Source organism: Streptomyces zaehneri, assembly GCF_032248645.1.
GTDB lineage: Bacteria > Actinomycetota > Actinomycetes > Streptomycetales > Streptomycetaceae > Streptomyces > Streptomyces coriariae.
The window spans coordinates 147,557-170,746 of the sequence record NZ_JASTTJ010000008.1; the positions used below are offsets into that span (position 1 = coordinate 147,557).

At 70.5% G+C, this 23,190-nt stretch carries 25 protein-coding genes; 15 read left to right on the top strand and 10 right to left on the bottom strand.

Annotation, left to right across the window (positions count from 1 at the left end; translation table 11 throughout):
• The first annotated feature begins 66 nt into the window (after nucleotides 1-66).
• Nucleotides 67-1,377, top strand: a complete 1,311-nt coding sequence (locus QQM72_RS15810) for a sensor histidine kinase (protein ID WP_314221504.1) — start codon at nucleotides 67-69, stop codon at nucleotides 1,375-1,377.
• Complete coding sequence (locus QQM72_RS15815; protein ID WP_314221505.1) at nucleotides 1,374-2,048, top strand: response regulator transcription factor; 675 nt, start codon at nucleotides 1,374-1,376, stop codon at nucleotides 2,046-2,048. The genes QQM72_RS15810 and QQM72_RS15815 overlap by 4 nt, the downstream gene beginning before the upstream one ends.
• Here the strand turns inward: QQM72_RS15815 and QQM72_RS15820 are convergent, their stop codons facing one another.
• Nucleotides 2,049-2,993 carry a hypothetical protein gene (locus tag QQM72_RS15820; protein ID WP_314221506.1) on the bottom strand — a complete coding sequence of 315 codons (945 nt, stop codon included), beginning with the start codon at nucleotides 2,991-2,993 and terminating at the stop codon, nucleotides 2,049-2,051.
• The gene (locus QQM72_RS15825) at nucleotides 2,990-3,583 is read right to left on the bottom strand and encodes a SigE family RNA polymerase sigma factor (RefSeq protein WP_314221507.1); all 594 of its coding nucleotides are present in this window, start codon (nucleotides 3,581-3,583) and stop codon (nucleotides 2,990-2,992) included. Before QQM72_RS15825 ends, QQM72_RS15820 begins: the two co-directional genes overlap by 4 nt.
• A gap of 80 nt (nucleotides 3,584-3,663) precedes the next feature.
• Between QQM72_RS15825 and QQM72_RS15830 the strand changes: the two genes are divergently transcribed.
• Nucleotides 3,664-4,116, top strand: a complete 453-nt coding sequence (locus QQM72_RS15830; protein ID WP_314221508.1) for a protein-tyrosine phosphatase family protein — start codon at nucleotides 3,664-3,666, stop codon at nucleotides 4,114-4,116.
• A gap of 59 nt (nucleotides 4,117-4,175) precedes the next feature.
• On the opposite strand, the gene QQM72_RS15835 is transcribed toward QQM72_RS15830, so the two are convergent.
• Nucleotides 4,176-4,637, bottom strand: coding sequence for a GNAT family N-acetyltransferase (locus tag QQM72_RS15835; protein WP_314221509.1), 462 nt, complete (start codon nucleotides 4,635-4,637; stop codon nucleotides 4,176-4,178).
• A gap of 177 nt (nucleotides 4,638-4,814) precedes the next feature.
• Between QQM72_RS15835 and QQM72_RS15840 the strand changes: the two genes are divergently transcribed.
• Genes QQM72_RS15840 through QQM72_RS15865 form a run of 6 tightly spaced genes read left to right on the top strand, consistent with a single transcriptional unit; the run spans nucleotide 4,815 to nucleotide 11,415 of the window.
• The gene (locus QQM72_RS15840; protein ID WP_314221510.1) at nucleotides 4,815-5,600 is read left to right on the top strand and encodes an SCO2525 family SAM-dependent methyltransferase; all 786 of its coding nucleotides are present in this window, start codon (nucleotides 4,815-4,817) and stop codon (nucleotides 5,598-5,600) included.
• 50 nt (nucleotides 5,601-5,650) lie between these two features.
• Nucleotides 5,651-7,510 carry an SCO2524 family protein gene (locus QQM72_RS15845; protein WP_314221511.1) on the top strand — a complete coding sequence of 620 codons (1,860 nt, stop codon included), beginning with the start codon at nucleotides 5,651-5,653 and terminating at the stop codon, nucleotides 7,508-7,510.
• A gap of 2 nt (nucleotides 7,511-7,512) precedes the next feature.
• Nucleotides 7,513-8,433, top strand: coding sequence for an SCO2523 family variant P-loop protein (locus QQM72_RS15850; protein WP_314221648.1), 921 nt, complete (start codon nucleotides 7,513-7,515; stop codon nucleotides 8,431-8,433).
• A complete protein-coding gene (locus QQM72_RS15855) occupies nucleotides 8,430-9,428 on the top strand; it encodes an SCO2522 family protein (RefSeq protein ID WP_314221512.1) in 999 nt (332 codons plus the stop codon). The genes QQM72_RS15850 and QQM72_RS15855 overlap by 4 nt, the downstream gene beginning before the upstream one ends.
• Before the next feature lies 1 nt (nucleotide 9,429).
• The gene (locus tag QQM72_RS15860; RefSeq protein WP_314221513.1) at nucleotides 9,430-10,395 is read left to right on the top strand and encodes an SCO2521 family protein; all 966 of its coding nucleotides are present in this window, start codon (nucleotides 9,430-9,432) and stop codon (nucleotides 10,393-10,395) included.
• 51 nt (nucleotides 10,396-10,446) lie between these two features.
• The gene (locus tag QQM72_RS15865; protein WP_314221514.1) at nucleotides 10,447-11,415 is read left to right on the top strand and encodes a hypothetical protein; all 969 of its coding nucleotides are present in this window, start codon (nucleotides 10,447-10,449) and stop codon (nucleotides 11,413-11,415) included.
• Here the strand turns inward: QQM72_RS15865 and bla are convergent.
• Nucleotides 11,412-12,338 (bottom strand): class A beta-lactamase, encoded by a 927-nt coding sequence (gene bla, locus QQM72_RS15870; protein ID WP_314221649.1) that lies wholly within the window; start codon nucleotides 12,336-12,338, stop codon nucleotides 11,412-11,414. The two genes, QQM72_RS15865 and bla, sit on opposite strands and share 4 nt — an antisense overlap.
• A gap of 267 nt (nucleotides 12,339-12,605) precedes the next feature.
• On the opposite strand from bla, the gene recO reads away from it, so the two are divergent.
• Together recO and QQM72_RS15880 are read left to right on the top strand one after the other, a co-directional pair.
• Nucleotides 12,606-13,355, top strand: a complete 750-nt coding sequence (gene recO / locus QQM72_RS15875) for a DNA repair protein RecO (protein ID WP_020127703.1) — start codon at nucleotides 12,606-12,608, stop codon at nucleotides 13,353-13,355.
• A 31-nt stretch (nucleotides 13,356-13,386) separates the two neighbouring features.
• Entirely contained in the window at nucleotides 13,387-14,238 is an 852-nt protein-coding gene (locus QQM72_RS15880; RefSeq protein WP_020127702.1) for an isoprenyl transferase, read from the top strand.
• A 184-nt stretch (nucleotides 14,239-14,422) separates the two neighbouring features.
• On the opposite strand, the gene QQM72_RS15885 is transcribed toward QQM72_RS15880, so the two are convergent.
• Genes QQM72_RS15885 through QQM72_RS15900 form a run of 4 tightly spaced genes read right to left on the bottom strand, consistent with a single transcriptional unit; the run spans nucleotide 14,423 to nucleotide 17,658 of the window.
• Entirely contained in the window at nucleotides 14,423-14,842 is a 420-nt protein-coding gene (locus QQM72_RS15885) for a Fur family transcriptional regulator (RefSeq protein WP_028806487.1), read from the bottom strand.
• A gap of 59 nt (nucleotides 14,843-14,901) precedes the next feature.
• A complete protein-coding gene (locus QQM72_RS15890) occupies nucleotides 14,902-15,804 on the bottom strand; it encodes a metal ABC transporter permease (RefSeq protein WP_314221515.1) in 903 nt (300 codons plus the stop codon).
• Nucleotides 15,804-16,670, bottom strand: coding sequence for a metal ABC transporter ATP-binding protein (locus QQM72_RS15895; protein ID WP_314221516.1), 867 nt, complete (start codon nucleotides 16,668-16,670; stop codon nucleotides 15,804-15,806). The genes QQM72_RS15890 and QQM72_RS15895 overlap by 1 nt, the downstream gene beginning before the upstream one ends.
• 28 nt (nucleotides 16,671-16,698) lie before the next feature.
• Nucleotides 16,699-17,658: a metal ABC transporter substrate-binding protein gene (locus QQM72_RS15900; RefSeq protein WP_314221517.1), complete on the bottom strand. Its 960-nt coding sequence runs from the start codon at nucleotides 17,656-17,658 to the stop codon at nucleotides 16,699-16,701.
• Nucleotides 17,659-17,831: 173 nt separating this feature from the next.
• Here QQM72_RS15900 and QQM72_RS15905 point away from each other — a divergent pair, with 173 nt between their 5' ends.
• On the top strand, nucleotides 17,832-19,214 hold the full coding sequence (locus tag QQM72_RS15905) for a glycine--tRNA ligase (protein ID WP_314221518.1): 1,383 nt from the start codon (nucleotides 17,832-17,834) through the stop codon (nucleotides 19,212-19,214).
• A gap of 65 nt (nucleotides 19,215-19,279) precedes the next feature.
• On the opposite strand, the gene QQM72_RS15910 is transcribed toward QQM72_RS15905, so the two are convergent.
• Nucleotides 19,280-19,681, bottom strand: coding sequence for a hypothetical protein (locus QQM72_RS15910; RefSeq protein WP_314221519.1), 402 nt, complete (start codon nucleotides 19,679-19,681; stop codon nucleotides 19,280-19,282).
• Between the two features lie 166 nt (nucleotides 19,682-19,847).
• Here QQM72_RS15910 and QQM72_RS15915 point away from each other — a divergent pair, with 166 nt between their 5' ends.
• The gene (locus QQM72_RS15915; RefSeq protein ID WP_314221520.1) at nucleotides 19,848-20,690 is read left to right on the top strand and encodes a helix-turn-helix domain-containing protein; all 843 of its coding nucleotides are present in this window, start codon (nucleotides 19,848-19,850) and stop codon (nucleotides 20,688-20,690) included.
• Complete coding sequence (locus tag QQM72_RS15920) at nucleotides 20,672-20,875, top strand: DUF397 domain-containing protein (protein ID WP_314221521.1); 204 nt, start codon at nucleotides 20,672-20,674, stop codon at nucleotides 20,873-20,875. The genes QQM72_RS15915 and QQM72_RS15920 overlap by 19 nt, the downstream gene beginning before the upstream one ends.
• Here QQM72_RS15920 and QQM72_RS15925 read toward each other — a convergent pair.
• The gene (locus tag QQM72_RS15925; protein ID WP_314221522.1) at nucleotides 20,854-21,966 is read right to left on the bottom strand and encodes an endonuclease/exonuclease/phosphatase family protein; all 1,113 of its coding nucleotides are present in this window, start codon (nucleotides 21,964-21,966) and stop codon (nucleotides 20,854-20,856) included. The genes QQM72_RS15920 and QQM72_RS15925 overlap by 22 nt on opposite strands.
• A 209-nt stretch (nucleotides 21,967-22,175) precedes the next feature.
• Here QQM72_RS15925 and QQM72_RS15930 point away from each other — a divergent pair, with 209 nt between their 5' ends.
• Nucleotides 22,176-23,186, top strand: coding sequence for an aldo/keto reductase (locus QQM72_RS15930; RefSeq protein WP_314221523.1), 1,011 nt, complete (start codon nucleotides 22,176-22,178; stop codon nucleotides 23,184-23,186).
• The last annotated feature ends 4 nt before the right edge of the window (nucleotides 23,187-23,190 follow it).

The window sequence follows — 23,190 nt, forward strand, 5'->3', positions numbered from 1 at the left end:
CGCTCGTCGACCGACGGGGCGCCCCTCCTCTCCCGGAGGGGCGCCCCCGTGCCGCAGGATGAACCCGTGCAGGAGACCACGACGGCAAGGGTGCGGCCCCGTCCGGGCGAGCGGATCATGGCGGCGATCAACCGCGACCCCCGCACCGCCCCGCACGGCACCCGCAACGACGTACTGCTGGCCGCGGCGACGACCGCCCTCGCCACGGCCCTCGCCCTGCTCGGCGTCGACGGGCCCCGGCCCGACGCGCTGGGCTGGACGCTGCTGCTCACCGCGAACGTGCCCCTCGCGTGGCGGCGCCGCCGTCCGGTGCCGGCCCTGCTCGCGGTGGTGGTCTGCGTCGTCCCGTACCACGCCCTCGACAACAACCACGCCGCGCCCGTCCCCGCGACCATGGTGGCGCTCTACACGGTCGCGGCGACCGGCACGGTGCGCCGGACACTGATCACCGGGTGCGCCGTCCTCGGCCCGGCACTGATCATCAACGCCCTCACCAACCCGGACGAGGCGCTGGAGCTCCTGCGGATCTCCGGCTGGATCATCGCCGTCCTCTTCTGCGGCATCGACGTCCGCTACTACCGCCGGTACGTCGCCGCCATCGTCGAGCGCGCCGAGCGCGCCGAACGCACCCGCGAGGAGGAGGCCCGCCGCCGCGTGGCCGAGGAACGCCTGCGCATCGCCCGTGACCTGCACGACCTGCTCGCGCACACCATCACCCTGATCGGGGTGCAGACCTCCGTCGCCGCACACGTGCTGGCCGCCGACCCCGAGCGCCTGGACCGCGCCGCCGTCGCCAAGGCGCTCGACGACATCGCCGGGACCTGCCGCAGCGCGCGCGGCGAACTCCGTACGACGCTGGAGGTGTTGCGCGACCTCGGCGCACCGGACGCCCGGGGCTCGCTCCCCGGTCTGCGCGGTCTGCCCGACCTCGCGGAGACGGCCCGTGCGGCCGGTGCGCGGGTCGAACTGACGGTACGGTCCGGGGAGGTACCGCCCGCGGTCGGCGCGGCCGCCTACCGGATCGTCCAGGAGGCACTGACGAACGCGGTGCGGCACGGCGGCCGGCACGGCGGCCCCGACGACCCGACGGCGGGGGTCGGGGTCCGGGTCCGGGTGTACGAGGAGCAGGACGCCCTGCGGCTCAGGGTCACCGACGACGGAGCGGGCGTGGACACGGGGGGAGACGGCGGCATGGGGAGAGACGGCGGCGCGCGTGGCGGCGGCCGTGCGACGGTCGGCGGCGGAGCGCCCGGTTTCGGGATCGTCGGGATGCGGGAGCGGGCGCGCAGCGTCGGCGGCTCGCTGGAGGCCGGACCGCGCGACGACGGGACGGGCTTCGAAGTGAGCGCCGTACTGCCGCACGGGAAGGACCGGTGAAGCCGCTCAGAGTGCTGCTCGCCGACGACCAGACCCTCGTGCGGGAGGCGTTCGCGATGCTCGTCGAGTCGGCGCCGGACATGCGGGTGGTCGGGCAGGCCGGCACCGGCCGGGAGGTGGTGTCGCTGGCCCGCGCCGAACGCCCCGACCTGGTGCTGATGGACATCCGCATGCCCGACCTCGACGGCATCGAGGCGACCCGGCTGATCGCCGCCGACGAGGAGCTGGCCGGGGTTCGCGTCCTCGTCCTGACCACGTACGACACCGACGAGAACATCGTCGAGGCGCTGCGTGCGGGGGCGGCCGGCTTCCTGGTGAAGGACACCAGGCCCGCCGACCTCCTCGACGCCATCCGCACGGTCGCCGCGGGCGAGGCGCTGCTGTCGCCGGGGCCCACCGCCCGGCTGATCGCCCGGTTCCTGCGCGGCCACTGCGGACCGCCCGCGCAGGGCGGCCCGGAGTGTCTCTCCGAACGGGAGCGCGAGGTGCTGGCCCTGGTCGCCCGGGGCCTGACCAACGCCGGGATCGCCGAGGAGCTGGGTCTCAGCCCGCTCACCGCGAAGACCCACGTCAGCCGGATCATGGGCAAGCTGGGCGCCCGGGACCGGGCCCAACTGGTCATCGTGGCCTACGAGTCGGGCCTGGTGACACCGGGGCCGAGCGCGCCCTAGCTAGGGCAGCGTGCGCTGGTAGGTGCCGTCCTGGTCGGAGTCGTAGACCAGCTTGCCGGAGCCGTCGTAGCCCTTGATGTGCGGGGCCAGCGTGACCTGCTGGTTCAGCAGGCCGGCGACGGCGAACCAGCCGTGGTCCAGGGTCGCGGTCACGGGGCCGCCGTCGCCGTAGGAGACGGTCACCTCGGCCACCGACGCCTCGACGGTGCCGATCATTCCCCACCTGAACGGCAGCTTCCACCTGCCCTTGTCCATGAACGACTGCTGGTACAACTGCTCGCCGTTGCCGTCGACCACGACCGGGCCCGCGCCCGGCACCCCGGTGTCGATCGTGCCGGCGCTGATGCCCGAGGCCACACCGTCCTTGATGGAGCAGACCACCCAGCGGCCCGCGGACCGCTCCCGCACCGCGGTGACGTAGATGCCGTCGCCGGGGGCGTTGGAGTCCGAGGTGCTCCTGATCGCCAGGATGATCCGGTAGTCCCCGGCCTCGCCCAGATCCGCGGCGCTCCCGGCCGGCCCGCCCTCGGCGGCCAGGCACTTCCTGAGCCCGTCCGCCGCCTGCGCGAAGGTGATCCCGTCGAGCAACTGCCCGTCCGTGGCGGGCTGCGCGGGCCCGGCCGCCGTGCCGCCCGGTGTCGCGTGCGGGCTTCCGGCCGGGCTGTGCGGGGCGCTGACCGACGGCTTCGGCGCCGCCGTGTCCGCGCCCCGCTCCCCGTTCCCCCCGGCCACGGCGTACGCCCCCACGGGCACCGCGGCCAGCGTCATCAGCGCCGCCCCGGTCAGCGCGACGCGCCGCCGCCGCTCGGCCAGTCCACGCCGCCGGATCGCCGGATACGGCGCCGACGAGGGCTGGATGGTGTACGCGTCCTCGGCGAGCAGCTCACGCATCCGCCCTTCGAACCCGAAGTCCCCCTGGTCCACCTGCTCTCCCGCCCCGCTCACCTGCTGCCTCCCTGAACCTGACCGTGGATCGGAACGTGACTGTGGCCCTGCCCCTGAGGACCCTGACCCTGTCCCCGACCGCCGGACACCGTGCGGTCGGCGGCCAGCCCCGGATACATACGCAACTTCGCGAGCCCCTTCGACGCCTGGCTCTTGACCGTGCCGGGCGAGCAGCCGAGCACGTCGGCCACCTCCGCCTCGGACAGGTCCTCCCAGTACCTCAGGACCACCACCGCCCGCTGCTTCGGCGGGAGTTGGGCCAGCCCGGCCAGCAGGGAGCCACGCTCCTCCACCCGCCCCGCGCCCTCGTCGCGTCCCGCCCGCTCCGGCGGCGCCGCGGTCAGCGCCTCGGTGACCCGCCGCTTGCGGAACCGGTCGCTGTTGCAACTGACCAGCATCCGGCGCACATACGCCTCCGGGTTGTCGCTGCGCGAGATCCGTCGCCACGACCGGTACGCCTTGGCCAGCGCGGTCTGCGTCAGGTCCTCCGCGTGGTGGACGTCCCCCGTGAGCAGATACGCGGTCCGTACGAGCCGGGACCACCGGGCTCTGACGAACTCCTGGAACCGGTCTTCCTGTTCGGCCTGCATCAAGCACCCTCCTCGCCCTCCAGACCACCGGTTGCGCCGAATCGGTTGCCCGTCCCCCGGGACCGCGTTCGAATGGGGAGATGAGAAACGACGCGTGGGTCTGGCGTGAGGGTGACCCCGGGGTGCTCCTGTTGCCGTCCGGCCGCCTGATCCGCGGCCGCGGCCTGCGCCGCCCGCTCGACCGTACGGCCCCCACCCCCGCGTACGGCGTCTACCTCCTCGGCGCGCGGCCCCCACGGCCGCCCTGGGAGTCCCGCTGGCTGCGCTGGCCCGACTTCCGTCTCCCGAGCGACCGCGCGCAGGCCCGCGCGACCCTCACCGAGGCGTGGCGCCGCGCGGCCGACGAACGCGTGGAGATCGCCTGCGCCGGCGGCCGCGGCCGCACCGGAACGGCCCTGGCCTGTGTGGCGGTCCTGGACGGCGTACCGGCGGCCGAGGCGGTGGACTACGTCCGCCGCCACTACGACCGACGCGCGGTGGAGACGCCCTGGCAGCGCCGGTATGTGCGGGGGTTCGGGGAGTTCGCCGAGTGAGCGTCACGGGTTGAGCGTCACGGGGTGAGCGTCACGGGGTGAGGCTCACCGGGCGATTCTCACAGGGTGAGCGTCATGAGGAGACGGTCCTCACCCGGGCCGAAGTAGTCCGCGCGGGGGCCGCCGGGATCCGGGACGAAGCCCAGGGAGCGGTACAGCGCGATGGCCGAGTCGTTGCGCGGCTCCACGGAGAGCCGGACGGAATGGGCGCCCTTCGTCCGCAGCAGGCCGAGCAGTTTCGTCATCAGCTGCCGGCCCAGTCCCTTTCCGCGCAGCCCAGGGGTGATGGCGAGGCTGAGCACCCAGCTCTGCGCGTCGTTCGGCGAGGTCGCGAGCACGTATCCGTAGAGGTCCGTGCCGTCGTCCACGACGTACACGAGGCCGGCGCAGGCGGCGAGGAGCTGGCGCAGCACGAAGTAGGGGTAGGGGCCGTGGGGGAACGCGTCGGCGTCGAGGCGCACGATATGGGGTAGATCCGCCTCGGTGACCGCTCTGATCCGTAAGGGTCTTTCTCCGGACATCTGGCTCATTATCGAACCGGTGCCCGACGGAAAACGATCTCCGGGAAGAGGAGTCATACCGTCCCCTTGTGAATGTCGACAAATCGAATTGCAGCCAGTGCGATTTGCGTACCTGATCTCCATCATTGCTCCAGGCACCCACTCCTTCAAGACCCATGCCTCCTGCTACCCTGAATCATGACCTCGGTACCGCCCGCCGCTGACCAAAAGCTGAATGATGACGTGCTGTGGGACGACTTCGATCCCGGCGTGTACATCAGCCACAATTACCTCGAGATGCAGGCCGTGGACGAGGAGATCCTCGCCCATGTGCGCGATCACTTCAGTGATCACTTCCGAGGCCGTGCGCGGGTGGCTCACGGTATCGACGTCGGCGCCGGACCCAATCTTTATCCGGCCCTCGCCATGCTTCCCTGGTGCGACCGGATCACGCTGTTGGAGCGGTCCGCCCGGAATCTGGAGTACCTCCGGAGACAGTGCCCCGACTACGCCCCCCACTGGGATCAGTTCTGGAACGTCCTGTGCAAGGACGAGGCATATGCCACGCTCGGCGGGACGCCCAGGGTCCGGTTCAAGGAGGCCGTCCAGCGGCCCGAGCCGGGCAGTCTCTTCGATCTCTGCGCCGATACGCGCCGCTGGGACCTCGGTACGATGTTCTTCGTCGCCGAGTCCATCACCACCTCGCTCGCCGAATTCCGGCGAGGGGTGGGGTGTTTCATGAACGCCCTGAATTCCGGGGCGCCTTTTGCCGCGGCCTTCATGGAACATTCCGAAGGGTATCGCGTGGGTTCACACGAATTTCCCGCCCGTGATATCGACGAATCCGAAGTCCGGGCGGTTCTCAGCGGTTACGCGGACCATGTGGAGATTCACCGAACGGCCAATCCGAAGCAGCTTGTGCGGGACGGCTACACGGGTATGATCCTGGCCTGCGGGCAACGTAAAGAGCGACGCGACGAATAAGAAGTCGGAGTTCTTCTACATGGTGACGGGCCTGTGCGAGGGGAATGGGCATGCAGATCAAGCCGAGACAGAACCTGCTCGAGGTGTGGCAGGCCATCGCTCGTCATTCTTTCGACAACGGAGAATGGCAATGGGGTGAATGGGGCGGCCGCAGCAGCGTCGCCGACGCGGAGCGCCTGCTCTGCCTTCTGTACCCCGCCACCGAAATCGAACCGTTCCGTCTGGACGACCCCGACACCACCCAGCTGGACGTGGAGCGGGCCCTCAGGAACGCGGGTGACTCCAGCGAGATTCCCATGAACCTCCTGGAGATCCTCGGCGACTTCATGGAGAACCACCGCGGCGAGGAGAGCCCGACCTTCGCCGGCGGCTACTACTTCGCCCCGGAGAACCCCGAGCACGAACTCTCCAAGGAGCAGGAGGAAGTGGGAGTCGTCGACTCCTACTCCATGTCGATCACGCTGTGCCTGGCCACCCTCGGCTTCCTCAAGGTGTACCGGGGCAAGACCCAGCGGGCCAGCACCCTCGCCCGCATCGACAAGCTGAGGGACGCGACCAGCGCCCGCCTGACCGCGGCCATGGTGAGCCTGCTGCGCTCCTTCACCGTCAACGTCGTCGACATCGCCTCCGACCAGGGGCAGGCGCTCGCCCGGCTGCTCGGCCGGGGACGGCTCTCCGACCGGCAGGTCCTGCAACGCTTCCAGGACCGGTTCAAGTCGCTGCGCGCCCTCATCAGCGAGAGCGTCACCCTCGGCCTGGACACCGATGTCGCCGACCAACTCCGCAACGAGAACCGGCTGTTCGAGTGCGGCTGGGCCTGGAGCCTGGTGAAGGACGCCCCCGAGGTCGAGGTCGAGCCGCAGACCGCCCAGGACATCGGCAAGCAGCCCCAGGGCATCGCCCACGCCGTGCCGTACCTGTACTTCACCGTCGTCGCCCTCGACGGCATCCCCGACCTGTCCTCCGAGCGCACCCTCGTCCTCGGCCTGCTCACCGCCGAGCAGCAGAAGCTGGCCGACGCGCTGCGGCTGCGCTGGGAGATCACCCAGCAGTACTGGTCGGGCATCGCCCGCTTCGACGCCGCCACCTGGCCGCTGGAGGAGATCCCCTGGCGCACCACGCTCCAGCAGCTGGAGTCCGAGTACTTCTCCCTGTCCGTGGCCTCGATCCTCGTCCACGACCTGCTGCGCCGCCGTGCCACCGACGACGACCTCACCCGCACCGTCGCCGTCATGGAACGCCTCGCCGAACGCGGCCGCATCACCAGCCGCACGGCCCGAGAGGACCCGGCGATCGGTCTGCACAACCCCGGAGTCACCCTCCCGCTGCTGGGCAGTGAGGAGATCGGCCCGGCCATGAAGTGGACGATGGGCGACTTCTCCGCGCAGCTGCTCAAGCGGACCGTCCAACTGTGCGCGCTGTCCCGCAACATCGCCTCGCAGGACCGTCTGCTCTCGCTCGCCGAGAGCATCCTCGACCACCTCTGGGCGCGTCGCGTCAGCGACGGCGAGGGTGTCGGCCTGTGGGACAACGTGCACGCCGTGTACCCCGAATCACCGCTCCGCACAGGACCGTTGTCCTGGAGCATCACCGAGCGCGTCACCGAGTGCATGGTCGCCGCGCACGCCCTCTACACGCAGGATCCGATCCGCAGCTCCGAGATGACCGCCCTCGCCCAGGCGGCGCTCAGCGAGGCCGCCCACCTGTTCGGCAAGGAGCAGCTGGAGCAGCCCGCCCCAGCCCCCAAGAGTCCCCAGGGAGAAGAGATCAAGGGCATCGAGGCCGACCTGCGTCGCGCCCGTCAGCTCGTCGACAAACAGCCCGGCACCGCCCACGCGCTCGCCCTCGGCGTCCTCGCCCGGCTCTACGCCCTGGCCCGCGCCCGGGGCGCAGACGCCCGGGGGGTGTGAAGGTGCTCGTCTTCGCCGCCTCCGACAAGGGAGGCACCGGCCGGTCCGTCACCAGCGCCAACCTCGCGTACCACCGCGCGCTGGACGGGGACGACGTCTGCTACCTGGACTTCGACTTCGGCTCGCCCACCGCCGCCGCCGTGTTCGACCTGCCCGACGTCCTCTCCGAGGCCGAGGGGCGCGGCCTGCACTCGTATCTGAAGGGCAAGACGGGCGAGCCGCTGCGGGTCGACGTCTGGGCGCGCACGGAGCACCCCGTGCTGCGCGGCAGGCCCGGCGGCTCCGGACGTCTGGTACTGCTGCCCGGCGACCGTACGGCCGGTGAATTCGTCACCGACGAGGAGAACCTGCACCGCTGTGTGGACCTCGTGCTCCGGCTGAAACGCGAATTCGACGTCATCATCATCGATCTGAGCGCCGGACGCAGTTATGCGATGGACCTGGCACTCGCCGCCACCTCACCCCGAGGCGGGCTCGGCCGCCTCAAGAACCGCTGGCTCGTCTATCACCGGTGGACCCGCCAGCACGTCATGGCGGCGGCCGAACTCGTATTCGGGAAACAGGGGATAGTGCAAGCCGGTACGGCCATCGGACACGACCCCGAGGTGCTGGGCGGCGCCATCAGGTTCGTGCGCGCCGCGGTGCCCGATCTCGAGTCGCCGTTGTGGTCCCAGGTGTCGCCCGCGCAGTACGCGTGGATGCGGCAGTGCGACAAGGAACTCGAGGAACTCGCGGCCGGCCGAGGCATCGGCAGAACCCGGGTGCTGGCGTCCATTCCGCTGGAACCCGTCCTCCAATGGCAGGAACGCCTCATCACCGACGAGGACGTGCACGACCGCCGGATCGCCAACAACGAGACCTGGCAGGCCATCGGGGATCTCGCGCAGCGGCTGACCGACGACAAGTTCTGGGGGCAGTTGTGAACGGGCCGGGCACCGTTTTCCGGGAGAGCAGCGCCGACCCGCGCACGGAATCCGTGCCCTTCTCCCATCTCTCCCTGGAATTAGGCCACTTGTACATGGAGGACTTCGCCGAGGGAGCCGCCCGGCTGCGCCGGCACTTCGCCGGCGTACGGCCCTGGGTGGAGGCCGCGCGGGCCGGTCTGGGCCCGCTGCCCCCCGGCCGCCGGCCCCGGATCAGCACCTGCTTCCTGATCGACGACTACTTCTCCCGGCTGGCCACCCCCGCCGAGCTGATCCCGCCCCTCCTGGACGCGGCGGCCGAGGCCGGGCTGACCATCGACTACCTGGCCCGCGAGTCGGGCTGCGCCGGCCCCGCCCCCGGCCCCGGCGGCTCCGGCCACCGCGACCGGGCCCGGCCGGCCGAGTCCGTCCTGCACCGGCTGGTGGAGTCACCGCCGCCCGGCAGCAACGGCTTCCGTCCGCCCGTCGGCCGCACCGGCTGGCTCACCAACGGCCGCCGCACCCCCTCCCAGCGGACCTCGGCCGCCCTGGACTCCACCGGCGTCTGGCAGCCGCCGAGCGAGACCGAGGCCCGCGGCCACTCCGTGTTCCTGGACGTCGAACTGTGGAACGGGCCCGAGGACGCGCGCACCTGGTCCTGCGCCTTCCTGGCCTCCGTCTGGCAGCTGGTCCGGCTCGGGCTGCTGCGGGACAACGGCGCGGCCGTGCTGACCCCCACCCGCTGGCAGGGGGCCGAGTTCCCGGCCGAGTGGGACGCGCTGCCGCCCGTCCTCCAGCTCAACCCCGCCGCGACGCCCTTCACCGCCTACGTCACGTGCAGCGTCCTGCCGACCCGGTTCCTGCCCGTCGAGCACGCCGTACGCGTCATCCTCGACCAGGTCCACGTGGAGGCCGAGGCGCTCCAGCAGGTCGCCGCGCGGTCCGCCGGCGAGGGCTTCACGGTGCCCGCGGGGGTCGTGGACCGCACGTCCTACGTGTTCCCGCCGGGGTTGTGACATGAGCGGCCTGGGCACGACCTCCGGTCCCGTCCTCATCTGCGGTGAGGTGCGGACCTGTCTGCTGCCCACCCGCAGGGCGGTGGACGAGCGGACGGCCGTGCTGCTGCTGCGGCTGCGCGCCGACGAACCCGTCCGGACCTCGCGGCGCCCCAACCGGCACGCCCTCTCCCCGGACGTCCTCACCGGCGTCGACTGCCTGCTGCCCACCGCCACCGGGGCCAAGGTCCGCGCGGTCGGCACCGTGGCCGCGCACGCGGGGCTCGTCGAGGGCCGCGTCCTGCAGTCGACGGCGTACTTCTCCGCCCCGGCCGCCGGGCCCGACCGGCGCCGGCCCTGGGGGTACTACCTGGTCCGGCCCGGCTCGCTGGTCCCGGTCGGCAGGCTGCCCGAGAAGTCCGTCACCGAGGGCTTCCTGACCGGACATCAGCAGGACCGGCTGGACGTCGGTTCGATCGCCGAGTCCCTGCTGGCGAGGATCTCCCGCCGGCACGACCTCCTGGACCACGACGCCCCGCTCACCACCACCGACACCAGCCTGCGCTGGACCGCGTCACCGGCCGACGACGGCGAGCCGGCGTCGGCGCTCTTCACCGAACTCGGCTCGGGGCGGCGGATCGTCGCGCTGCGGCTGCCGCGCGGGACCGCACCCGTGGCGGCGGCCACGCTGTGCGAGGACCTCGCGCTGCACGACTGGCTGCTGACGACCGTCGGCGACAAGCTCGACGGCCTGCCGCCCGGCTCCGAGAACCAGGCGGCCGCGATGAAGGTGCTGCGTCCGCTCGTCGACCATCTGCTGCACCTGTGGATGCCCCAGGCACGCCTGGACCGTGCCCTGAGTCCGCCCTGGGAGGAGCTGGAGCGGCACCCGGGGTTCAGCAGACAGTGGAACACCATGGCACAGCGCATCCGGGACCAGCTGGCACTGCAGAACCTCGTCCGGGGTGAGGTGCCGGCCCTGTCCTGAAGGCAACACGACAGCTGTTCGCGCAGCATCCCGACGGGGGGAGAACGAGAGATGCCTGCACCGACGAGTACGAACTTCCGGGGCGACCGGATCCGGGACGGCGAGGGCGCCCGGCACGTGACGCAGAAGATCCTGATCACCGTGGTGACGGGCGGCGGCGTCTACCTGCTCACCAATGTCGTCGGACCGTCCGAGGAGGACGGCCCGTGGCAGCTCGTGCTGTCCGTGCTGTGCGGCGGCATCGTGCTGATCGTGCAGTTCCTGGCGTCCTTCGTCAGCCAGCTGGACGATCTCAGGGAGTCCGTCGACAAGCGGTTCGCCGACATAGGCGAGGCGACGAAGCTCTTCACCGAGGTGGAGAAGCTGCGCGGCGACGGGGTGCCCCGGCTCGCCGAGCACGCCACCAAGGTCGTGGCCATGGGGCCCGACATCCTGCACGAGTTCGCGCATACGGAGATCGACCGTCTCGCCGCGCAGATGGAGGACTTCACCAACCTCAGCGCCGAGTGCGCGGGCGAGAACCACGACTGGCTCCTGACCCTCACCAAGTGCGCGAGGACCAGCATCGACGCCATCAGCACCACCGTCGTCGACGACGGGTTCTGGAACACCGAGCCGGCCGGACGCTATCTGACCGCCCAGCGCGAGGCGATCCTCGAACGGCGCATCTCGGTCCGGCGCCTGTTCATCGTGAAGCGGCCCGAGGAACTGGCCGCCCTGGAACCGATCTGCGCGGAGCAGCGGGAGATGGGCATCCAGGTCCAGGTGGTGGCCCTGGAGGAACTCCCGCTGTACCTGCGCCGCGGCAAGATGATCGACTGCATCGTCTTCGACGGGGTGCTGTCGTACGAGATCCACGCGGACCAGCTCAGCGTGAACACCTCGACGACGGTGAACGCCCGGGCCGACGAGGTCCAGCCCCTGATCCGCCGGTTCGACCAGCTGTGGGAGGCCGCCGCCCCGGGCACCTCCCCGAACGGCGTTCCCGACAGCGTCCGGCTGAGGCCCGACGGGTCTTAGGGACCGTCGGGCCTCAGCCGGCGAGACGGGTCCTGGCCCAGCGTCTGCGCCAGCACCTTCGCCGTCTCCACGATCAGTTCGTTGTCGTAGGCCGCCTCCCGGTCCGGCTTGGTGAGCTGGACCACCAGGACGACGGGGGCGCCGTCCGGGGTCCAGGCGATGCCCGCGTCGTTGTTGGCGCCGTACCAGCCGCCGCCGGTCTTGTCGGCGACCGTCCAGGTCGGGGGGAGCCCGGCCCGGAAGCGGTTGGCGCTGGTGATCGTGCCGAGCATCCAGTCGGTCAGGCGCCGGCGGCCGGCCGGGGCCAGCGCGTCGCCGAGGACGAGCCGGGCGTAGGTGCGGCCGATCGCGTACGGGCTGGTGGTGTCCGTGATCCGGTCCGGTTCGGCCGAGTTGAGGTCCGGCTCCCAGCGGTCGAGGCGGGTGACGCGGTCGCCGACGGAGCGGGCGAAGCGGGTGATCGCCGTGGGGCCGCCCAGCTCGCGCAGGAGCAGGTTGCCGGCCGTGTTGTCGCTGCGCTGGACGGCCGCGGCGGACAGTTCGGCGATCGTCATGCCGTCGGCCACATGGTCCCGGGTGACGGGTGAGTTCTCCACCACGTCCGCCGTCGTCCAGAAGACACGGCGGTCCAGGGTTCCCTCGGGCAGGTCCCGCAGGACGGCCGCGACCGCCAGGGTCTTGAACAGGGAGCAGACCGGGAAGCGTTCGTCGGCCCGGTAGCGGACCGTACGCCCGGTACGGACGTTGTGCGCGAACACGCCGAGGCGGGCGCCGTGCCCGGCCTCGAGGTCGCGCAGGCGGTCGGTGACGGGGTCGGTGGCGGCGCCGGCGGGACCCGCGGTGAGCAGGACGGCCGTGGTGGCCGCGCCGGCCGTCAGCAGGGTGCGGCGGGAGGGCCTGGGGGAAAGGTGCGAGCTTAAGATCGTTCTCTCCGTCCGTCGAGGATCATGGTCTCCTCTGTCACGGACGTCACTCCGCCCCCATCGGTTGCGCCGTCGACGGCGCCGCCCCTGGCCGCGGGCGCGGCGTCAGAGGGATCGCGGCGGCCGGGCACGCCGCTCCCGCGGCGTAGGCGAGAATGGGCGCATGAGCCTGTTCCGCGACGACGGCACCGTGCCCCCCACCCGCCGGCCGGGTGCGGCGGACCGCGGCATGCCGCACCCCCGGCAGGCCCCCTCGGGCGGTGCCCGATGAGTCTCTTCCGGGACGACGGCATCGTGCTGAGGACCCAGAAACTCGGCGAGGCCGACCGCATCATCACGCTGCTCACCCGCGGGCACGGGCGGGTGCGGGCCGTGGCGCGGGGGGTACGGCGGACGAAGTCCAAGTTCGGCGCCCGCCTCGAACCCTTCTCCCACGTCGACGTGCAGTTCTTCGCGCGGGGCAGCAGCGAGCTGGTCGGACGCGGGCTGCCGCTGTGCACGCAGAGCGAGATCATCGCTCCCTACGGTGGCGGGATCGTGACCGACTACGCCCGCTACACCGCCGGGACGGCCATGCTGGAGACCGCGGAGCGGTTCACCGACCACGAGGGCGAACCGGCCGTCCAGCAGTACCTGCTGCTCGTCGGGGCGCTGCGCACCCTGGCCCGCGGTGAGCACGCCCCGCACCTCGTCCTCGACGCGTTCCTGCTGCGGTCGCTGGCCGTCAACGGATACGCGCCGAGCTTCGGCGACTGCGCCAAGTGCGGTATGCCGGGACCCAACCGGTTCTTCTCGGTCGCGGCCGGCGGCTCCGTCTGCGTCGACTGCCGGGTGGCCGGCAGCGTCGTACCCTCGCCACAGACCCTGGTCCTGCTGGGCGCGCTGCTCACGGGAGACTGGGAGACGGCGGACGCGTGCGAGGCGCGGTACGTCCGGGAGGGCAGCGGGCTGGTGTCCGCCTATCTGCACTGGCACCTGGAGCGCGGGCTGCGCTCACTCAGGTACGTAGAGAAATAAGCAAGCGAGAATCAGAGGAGACGAGAGGCACATGGTGGTACGCGGGTTCCTGGGGCGGCAGCGTCGTGAGTACCGGACGCCGGAGCCGCACCCGTCCGGCGCGCGCCCGCCGAAGCTCCCGGGCGAGCTGGTCCCCGAGCATGTGGCGATCGTCATGGACGGCAACGGCCGCTGGGCCAAGGAGCGCGGGCTGCCGCGCACCGAGGGGCACAAGGTCGGCGCCGAGCAGGTCCTCGACGTGCTCCAGGGCGCGGTCGAGATGGGCGTGCGCAACATCTCGCTGTACGCCTTCTCCACCGAGAACTGGAAGCGCTCGCCCGACGAGGTCCGCTTCCTGATGAACTTCAACCGCGACTTCATCCGCAAGACCCGCGACCAGCTCGACGAGCTCGGCATCCGGGTGCGCTGGGTGGGCCGGATGCCCAAGCTGTGGAAGTCGGTCGCCAAGGAGCTCCAGGTCGCCCAGGAGCAGACCAAGGACAACGACCGTCTCACCCTGTACTTCTGCATGAACTACGGCGGCCGGGCGGAGATCGCGGACGCGGCGCAGGCCCTCGCCGAGGATGTGAAGGCGGGCCGGCTCGACCCGTCGAAGGTCAACGAGAAGACCCTCGCGAAGTACCTGTACTACCCGGACATGCCGGACGTCGACCTGTTCCTGCGGCCGAGCGGCGAGCAGCGCACGTCCAACTACCTGCTCTGGCAGAGCGCGTACGCGGAGCTGGTCTTCCAGGACGTCCTGTGGCCCGACTTCGACCGCCGTGACCTGTGGCGGGCGTGCGTCGAGTTCGCGTCCCGGGACCGTCGCTTCGGCGGCGCGGTGACGAACGAGGAACTCCTGGCCATGGAGGGGAAGACTCCGGATCAGGAGGCCACCTCCTAGCCCCCGTGCGTTCCCCCGGCCCGTCGACGCAGCGGGAGATCGGTCCGACCCCGGTCTCCCGCCCGCTCGCCGTGCGTGTCCTCAGCCCGTCCGGCGCTTGAGGACGAGGCCCGTTCAGGGCCGAAGGCGGGGGGCTGGGGGCGCAGCCCCAGGGGCCGGCACCCCACCCGACCCGCACACCCGCTCAGCCGCCGGAGGCACCCGCGCAGTCGGAGCACGTGCCGAAGATCTCGACCGTGTGGGCCACGTTGACGTAGCCGTGTTCCGCGGCGATGGCCTCGGCCCACTTCTCCACCGCCGGGCCCTCCACCTCCACGGCCTTGCCGCAGACGCGGCAGACGAGGTGGTGGTGGTGTTCGCCGGTGGAGCACCGGCGGTACACCGACTCGCCGTCCGAGGTGCGCAGGACGTCGACCTCGCCCGCGTCGGCGAGGGACTGGAGGGTGCGGTAGACCGTGGTCAGGCCCACCGAGTCGCCCTTGTGCTTGAGCATGTCGTGCAGATCCTGGGCGCTGCGGAACTCGTCGACCTCGTCGAGCGCCGCCGCCACGGCGGCACGCTGCCGGGTGGAACGGCCCTTCACGGGCGGTCCAGCGGTTGTCACCGTTGCCTCCTCACGTCTGCGGCTTGCCGGGCCATTGTGCCAGCCCCGGCTGTGCCCGGTCAGACGCCGACCTCGTCCCCCGCCGCCCTGGTGGCCGGAATCGCGCACTCCGCCGGAGCGCCGGCGGGCTGGGCCGCCGCCAGCGCGCGGGCGCGGCGGCGGGCCAGCGGAGCGGCCAGCACGCTCAGCGTGATGAACGCGGCGATGGTCAGCAGCACGATCGTCGCACCGGGCGGGACGTCCTGGTAGTACGAGGTGACCGTGCCGCCGATGGTCACCGTCACGCCGATCGCCACCGCGATCGCGAAGGTGGCGGCGAAACTGCGGCTGAGCTGCTGGGCCGCGGCCACCGGGACCACCATCAGGGCCGACACCAGCAGCAGGCCCACCACCCGCATCGCCACCGTCACGGTGACCGCCGCCGTGATCGCCGTCAGCAGGTTCAGCGCGCGGACCGGCAGGCCGGTCACCCGGGCGAACTCCTCGTCCTGGCTGACCGCGAAGAGCTGGCGGCGCAGGCCCAGGGTGACCACGACCACGAAGGCCGCGAGCAGGCAGATCGCCGTCACGTCCGACTCGGAGACGGTGGACAGCGATCCGAACAGGTACGACGTCAGGTTGGCGTTCGAGCCGCCCGGCGCGAGGTTGATGAACATCACGCCGCCGGCCATACCGCCGTAGAAGAGCATGGCGAGGGCGATGTCGCCGCGGGTCTTTCCGTACCAGCGGATCAGTTCCATGGTCACCGCGCCCACGACCGAGACGGCGGTGGCCATCCACACCGGGGACCAGGACAGCAGGAAGCCCAGGCCGACACCGGTCATCGCGACATGGCCGATGCCGTCGCCCATGAGGGCCTGGCGGCGCTGGACGAGGTAGATGCCGACGGCAGGGGCCGTGATGCCGACCAGGACGGCGGCCAGCAGCGCCCGCTGCATGAAGGCGTAGTTCAGGAAGTCCATCAGCTCAGCAGTCCCGTGCGGATCGGTTCGGCGCCCGCGGGTGCGTGCGGGTGTACGTGGTCGTGGCCGGGCAGCGCGTGCTGGCCGAGGGCGCGCGGGGGCGGGCCGTCGTGCTGGACGCAGCCGTCGCGCAGGACGACCGCCCGGTCGATCAGGGGCTCCAGGGGGCCCAGTTCGTGCAGGACGAGGAGGACCGTCGTACCGGCCGCGACCTGGTCCTTCAGGGTCCGCGCCAGGACCTCCTGGCTGGCCAGGTCGACGCCCGCCATCGGCTCGTCCATGATCAGCAGTTCGGGTTCGGCGGCCAGCGCGCGGGCGATGAGCACGCGCTGGTGCTGGCCGCCGGAGAGGGCGTCGACGTTGTCCCTGGCCCGGTCCGCCATGCCCACGAGGTCCAGGGCGTGCCGTACGGCCTCCCGGTCGGCCTTGCGGAAGACGCCGAAGCGGGTGCGGGAGAGCCGGCCCGAGGAGACGATCTCCGTCACCGTGGCCGGGACCCCGCCGGCGGCCGTCGTGCGCTGCGGGACGTATCCGATCCGCGCCCAGTCCCGGAACCGGCGTCGCGGGGTGCCGAACAGCTCGACCTCCCCGGCGCTGACCGGGACCTGCCCGATCACGGTGCGCACGGCGGTCGACTTGCCCGAGCCGTTGGCGCCGAGCAGGGCGACGACCTCACCGCGCCGCACGGTGAGGTCGATGCCCCGCAGGACCGGGCGCGAGCCCAGCTCGGCGCGGACACCGCGCAGAGAGATGACGGACTCCGAAGATACGGACTCCGAAGATACGGACTCCGAAGATACGGACTCCGAAGATACGGGCTCCGACGAGACGGATTCGGCCTTCGCGCCGGTGACGCTCGCGTCCATGACGCCCTCCGTAGAGATCACTGGAGATTCACTTCGTTCCCAGGGCTGTCTTCAGCGCCTTGAGGTTCGCCTCCTGGACCGAGAAGTAGTCCGTGCCCCGGGACTTCTTCGTGATGCCCTCGATCGGGTCGAGGACGTCGGTCTTGAGGTTCGCGTCGGAGGCGATGGTCTTCGCGGTCTTGTCGCTGACGAGCGTCTCGTAGAACACGGTCGTGACGCCGTCGGCCTTCGCCATCTTCTCAAGCTCCTTGACGCGGGCGGCGCTGGGCTCCGACTCGGGGTCGAGGCCGTTGATGGCCTCCTCGGTCAGGCCGTAGCGCTCGGCGAGGTAGCCGAAGGCGGCGTGCGTGGTGACGAAGACCTTGCTCTTCGTGTTCGCCAGCCCGTCCTCGAACTGTGTGTTCAGGGCGTCGAGCTTCTTCACGAGGGCCGTGGTGTTCGCCCTGTAGTCGGCCGCGTGGTCCGGGTCGGCCTTCTCGAAGGCCTTGCCGACGCCCTCGGCGACCTGGGAGTAGCGCACCGGGTCGAGCCAGATGTGCGGGTCGAGGCCGGACAGCTCCTCGTCCTCGTGGTCGTCGTGCTCGGCCGCGTGGCCGCCGACCTCGTTGCCGTGCTTCTCCAGCGTGGTGAGGGAGGCGGCGTCGATCTTCGTCCTGATCTCGGACTGGGCCACCGCGTCGTCGACGGAGGGCTGGAGGTCCTTGAGGTAGAGCACCGCGTCGGACTCCTGGAGCTGCGCGGTCTGCTCGGCGCTGATCTCCAGGTCGTGCGGCTCCTGGCCGGGCTCGGTGAGGCTGGTGACGTTCACCCGGTCCCCGCCTATCTGCTCGGCGAGGAAGGCCATCGGGTAGAACGACGCGACGACGTCGAACTTGTCCGTGTTGGCCGCGGCCGCGCTGTCGGAGGAGCAGGCGGAGAGGGTGCCGAGGCCGAGGGCCGTGACCGCCGCGACCGCGGTGCCGGATATGAGTCGTCGTCGTACGTTCATGACAGTCATTTTCAACAAATATGGAAACCGTTGTCAACAAGGCCTGGTAACGGCTGGGTAAGGGTCTGGGTAGGGATCCGATTTGGTCGAGGGGGAGTCCCCGCCGGTACCCTGAAGTCTTCTCTGGAAGCGCATCTCGCTTCGCCGCCCGTCGTCGTTATGAAGAGAGCACCGTGGCCGCCGACAAGATCGACACCATCGTCAGCCTGAGCAAGCGCCGTGGCTTCGTATTCCCGTGCAGTGAGATCTACGGCGGCCAGAAGGCCGCCTGGGACTACGGACCGCTGGGTGTCGAGCTCAAGGAGAACCTGAAGCGCCAGTGGTGGCGCTACATGGTGACGTCGCGCGAGGACGTGGTCGGCATCGACTCGTCCGTCATCCTGGCCCCCGAGGTCTGGGTGGCCTCCGGCCACGTCGCCACGTTCTCCGACCCGCTGACCGAGTGCACCTCCTGCCACAAGCGGTTCCGCGCGGACCACCTGGAAGAGGCGTACGAGGCCAAGCACCACCGCCTGCCGGAGAACGGCCTGGCGGACGTGAACTGCCCCAACTGTGGCAACAAGGGCCAGTTCACCGAGCCCAAGCAGTTCTCGGGTCTGCTCTCCACCCACCTCGGCCCCACGCAGGACACCGGCTCCATCGCCTACCTGCGCCCCGAGACCGCCCAGGGCATCTTCACCAACTTCGCCCAGGTGCAGACCACTTCGCGCCGCAAGCCGCCGTTCGGCATCGCGCAGATGGGCAAGTCCTTCCGCAACGAGATCACGCCCGGCAACTTCATCTTCCGCACCCGCGAGTTCGAGCAGATGGAGATGGAGTTCTTCGTCAAGCCGGGCGAGGACGAGACGTGGCAGGAGTACTGGATGGAGCAGCGCTGGAACTGGTACACCGGCCTGGGTCTGCGCGAGGAGAACATGCGGTGGTACGACCACCCGAAGGAGAAGCTCTCCCACTACTCCAAGCGCACCGCTGACATCGAGTACCGCTTCCAGTTCGGCGGCAACGAGTGGGGCGAGCTGGAGGGTGTCGCCAACCGCACCGACTTCGACCTCTCCGCCCACGCCAAGGCCTCCGGCCAGGACCTCTCCTACTTCGACCAGGAGGCCGGCGAGCGCTGGACGCCGTACGTCATCGAGCCCGCGGCCGGTGTCGGCCGCGCGATGCTGGCCTTCCTCCTCGACGCCTACATCGAGGACGAGGCGCCCAACGCCAAGGGCAAGCTGGAGAAGCGGACCGTTCTGCGTCTCGACCACCGCCTGGCCCCGGTGAAGGTCGCGGTCCTGCCGCTGTCCCGCAACCCGGAGCTGTCGCCCAAGGCCAAGGGCCTCGCCGCCGCGCTGCGCCAGAACTGGAACATCGAGTTCGACGACGCCGGCGCCATCGGCCGCCGCTACCGCCGCCAGGACGAGATCGGCACGCCGTACTGCGTGACCGTCGACTTCGACACCCTGGACGACAACGCGGTGACCGTCCGCGAGCGTGACTCGATGAAGCAGGAGCGGGTGTCCCTCGACCAGATCGAGAGCTACCTCGCCGGCCGCCTGATCGGCTGCTGACCTCGCATTTCCTCTTCATTGCCTGAACGCCGGTGCCGGGTCCCTCCCGAGGGGCCCGGCACTCGTCATTCGCCGCGTGTGCGGTGTGCCCGCCGCTGATGGCCGCGCAGCAGCACGTTCGCGTCCGTCTCCGCGCTCCAGTCGTGCGCGGCGCGGGCGCTCTCCCGGCGTGCCCCCAGGTCCTCGCACTCGGCGCAGTCCGGCTCCGGTACGGGAGGGCGGGGCGTGCCGATGCCGACCATGAACGGCGCGTCGGTCCGTGCACGCCGGTTCGCCGCCCGTACGCCCGCGCTCAGCCGTTCCTCGGCGGTCGCCGGCCGCAGTGTCGCCGGATCGGCCTGCCACTCCCGGCCGCCGCCGACTGGCCGCAGCATCGCGTAGGGCCCGGACCGGTCCTGGTACTCGCCGACCTTGTCCGTCGCGGGGTCGTAGAACAGGGCGCCCGGCTCGTGCTGCGTGTCGTGCATATCTTTCGCTCCTTTCACCCAACTTACATACTAATTGTGACAGTTGGGCTACTCTGCGTGGTGGGGGTTGTCGCCAGGATGGCCCGAGATCGGGATCGGCGCGCCGCTGACGTGGGGTTCTTCGATGTTCGGCGGCGTTAGTTCCACAAATTCCAGGGAGGGTGCGATGCCGCCGAGGCGGGTGATCACGGGCCGGAGCCAGGAGCCGCGGCAACGGTTCGCGGAGGAGTTGCGGTTTCTGCGGCACGAGAAGGGCGTGAGCCTGCAAAAGCTGGCAGAGGTCGTCGGCTGGGATCCGTCCCAGTTCGGAAAGCTGGAGACAGGGCGCACGTTGGGCAGCCCGGAGGTCGCCCAGGCGCTCGACCAGTACTACGGGACACCGGGATTGCTGCTGGCGTTATGGGAGTTGGCGGTCTCCGACACCTCGCAGTTCAAGGAGCAGTATCGGCGGTACATGCTGCTGGAGGCCGAGGCGATCGGCCTGTGGCATTACGGCGTGAGCAGGCCGCCGGGGATGCTGCACACGGCCGGATATGCGCGGGAAGCGCTCGCGGCGGGTGGGCTCAAGGGGGAGGACCTGGAGCAGCAGGTCGAGGCCCGTGTTGGGCGAGGGAAGGTGCTGGAGGGGGTTGATGCGCCCCCGTTCCGCATGATCCTCGCCGAAGCGGTGCTGCGTAACTCGCTGCGAGACTTGCGAGAGTGGCGGGAGCAGTTGGAGTGTCTTCTGGAGGCCGCGGAGCGCCCGAACGTCACTCTTCACGTGCTGCCGTTCGGCACCGGGCTGCACTCGTTGGACAGTACGGACACGATGTTCCTACGCCTCTCGGATGGCCGGACGGTGGCTTATACCGAGAACGATGTACGGGGTGAACTGGTCGAGGAAACAAGCAGGGTTGAGCGTCTGCACCGCACATATGATGCGGTACGCGACCTGGCGCTGAACCCCGCCGAGTCGCGAACGTTCATCTTGCGGATGTTGGAGGAATTGCCGTGCGAGCCATCGACCTGAGCAGCGCGACGTGGCGCAAGAGCAGTTACAGCAACTCAGACGGCGGCCAGTGTGTCGAGGTCTCTGATGACGTGACCTCCCTCGTCCCCGTCCGGGACAGCAAGGACCCCGGACGGGGTGTGCTGGTCTTCGGGCCGGTGGCCTGGGGCCACTTCGTGCGTGCCTACAGGTCGACGTCCACGTAGAGGGACGCGTGGTCGGAGGCCTCGTCGGCCTTCGAGGTCACGGTGTCGAAGGACTTGATGCCGTTCGCGAAGATGCCACGGGTCTCCAGGCCGACGTGCTGCACCTCCTGCCACAACTCCGGTGAGAGCAGCAGGTAGTCGAGCTTGTTCCGCTCGCTCTTGCAGTCGCCGTGGGTGCCGGGCAGTCCGCTGTAGGAGCGGTGGCTCATCACGTCGCGCAGCCCGGTGGCCCCCAGTGCCGCCGCCGTCTCGCTGTCCGGGTCGTCGTTGAGGTCTCCGCCGACGATGACGTGCGGGGTGCGCTCCACCGCGTCCCGGTAGATCTCCGCGACCCGCTTCGCCTGGGCCAGCCGCAGCTCGGGATCGTCCTGGAACTTGCTCTTCAGGTGGTTGCCGAGGATCACCAGCGGTGTGCCGTTGAGCTGGATCTCGAACTCGGGGCAGTCGCGGCTGAAGAGGCGCCTGTTGGGGCGTTCCGGGTCGGTCTCGAAGAGGTGGGACCGGACGGACGTGATCGGGTGCCGGCTGAGGATCCCGATGTCGATGCCCCGGGGGTCGTTGCCGTCGATCAGCAGGGCGTAGGGGTACGGCCGCCTGCCGAGTGCCCCGGCGAGCACCTGCGTGTTGAAGCGCTCCAGGGTGAGGCGGTCCTCGACCTCCACGGTGAGCAGGACGTCGGCGTCGACCTCGGAGACCACACGGCCTGTGTTGCGCACCACGTCCAGCTCGAAGTCGTCCTGCCCCAGTTCGGCCCAACCGGCCCACGCGAAACGGCCCTTGGCGGTGACCTCGACGCGGGTGCTCTTTCCCGACCCCGTCGTCTTGAACAGTCCGGAGTCCTTGCCCGGCCGGGCCTGGTTCACGAAGATCGGCGGCGGGTCCGTCGGGTCGACGTCGTACGCCCGGTGCTTCTTGATGAGGTCGGCGATCTTCGTCTTGTCGTCGTCCGTGTACAGCGGCCGGTCGAGGAGGGCGACCAGCGTGGCGAAGTCGTCGAGGATCTCCTTGCGCTGCACCGGATCCTCGATGCGGAAGGCCGTGGGTCGGCGGAAGAGGTTCTCCATGTTGAAGGTGGCGATGCGGATGCTCATGGCAGCCTCCATGGCGGCGCGAAGGGCCGCTCGGTCGGTGGCAGGCGCCGCCGGGGTGACCGCGCACCGACATCTCTCATTGTCCTCGGACCTCCCGTCCCGTCGACCGGACAGATACCGGATGACAGATACCGGATGACAGACGGCAGATGACAGATGACAGCTGACAGATGTTGAAATCTGTCAGCTGTCATGCCAGGCTGATGGGCATGACGATGCGAACCCGCTCCCTCGGCACCACCGGTCCCCAGGTCTCCGCCCTCGGCCTCGGCTGCATGGGCATGTCCGCGCTGTACGGCGACGCGGACCGGACCGAGGGGATCGCGACGATCCACGCCGCCCTCGAGGCCGGCGTGACGCTGCTGGACACCGGCGACTTCTACGGCATGGGCCACAACGAGCTGCTGATCGGCGAAGCCCTGCGCTCCGCACCCGCCGCCCGCCGCGAACAGGCGCAGGTGAGCGTGAAGTTCGGCGCCCTGCGCGACCCGGACGGCGGCTGGAGCGGCTACGACGGCCGTCCGGCGGCCGTGAAGAACTTCGCCGCCTACTCCCTCCAGCGCCTGGGCGTCGACCACATCGACGTCTACCGCATCGCCCGGCTCGACCCCGACGTACCGATCGAGGAGACGGTCGGCGCGATCGCCGAGCTGGTCGAGAAGGGGTACGTCCGGCACATCGGCCTCAGCGAGGTCGGCGCCGAGACCATCCGCAAGGCCGCCGCCACCGCGCCGATCGCCGACCTCCAGATCGAGTACGCGCTGATCTCGCGTGGCATCGAGAGGTCGATCCTGCCGGTCACCCGGGAGCTGGGGATCTCCATCACGGCGTACGGCGTGCTGTCGCGCGGGCTGATCTCCGGGCACTTCACCCCCGACCGCAAGCTCGCCGCGAACGACTTCCGGCTCTACTCGCCGCGCTTCCAGGGCGACAACCTCCGGCACAACCTGAACCTGGTGGAGGCCCTGCGGAAGATCGCCGAGCAGAAGGGCGTCTCCGTCGCGCAGATCGCGATCGCCTGGGTGCTGGCCCAGGGCGAGGACATCGTGCCGCTGGTCGGCGCCCGGACCAGGGAGCGGCTGGCGGAGTCGCTGGGCGCGCTGGACGTCGTCCTGGAGGCCGCCGACCTCGCCGCGATCGAGGACGCCGTCCCGGCCGACGCGGCCGCCGGTGAACGCTACTCGGCCGCCGCGATGGCCCACCTCGACAGCGAGCGCTGACCCG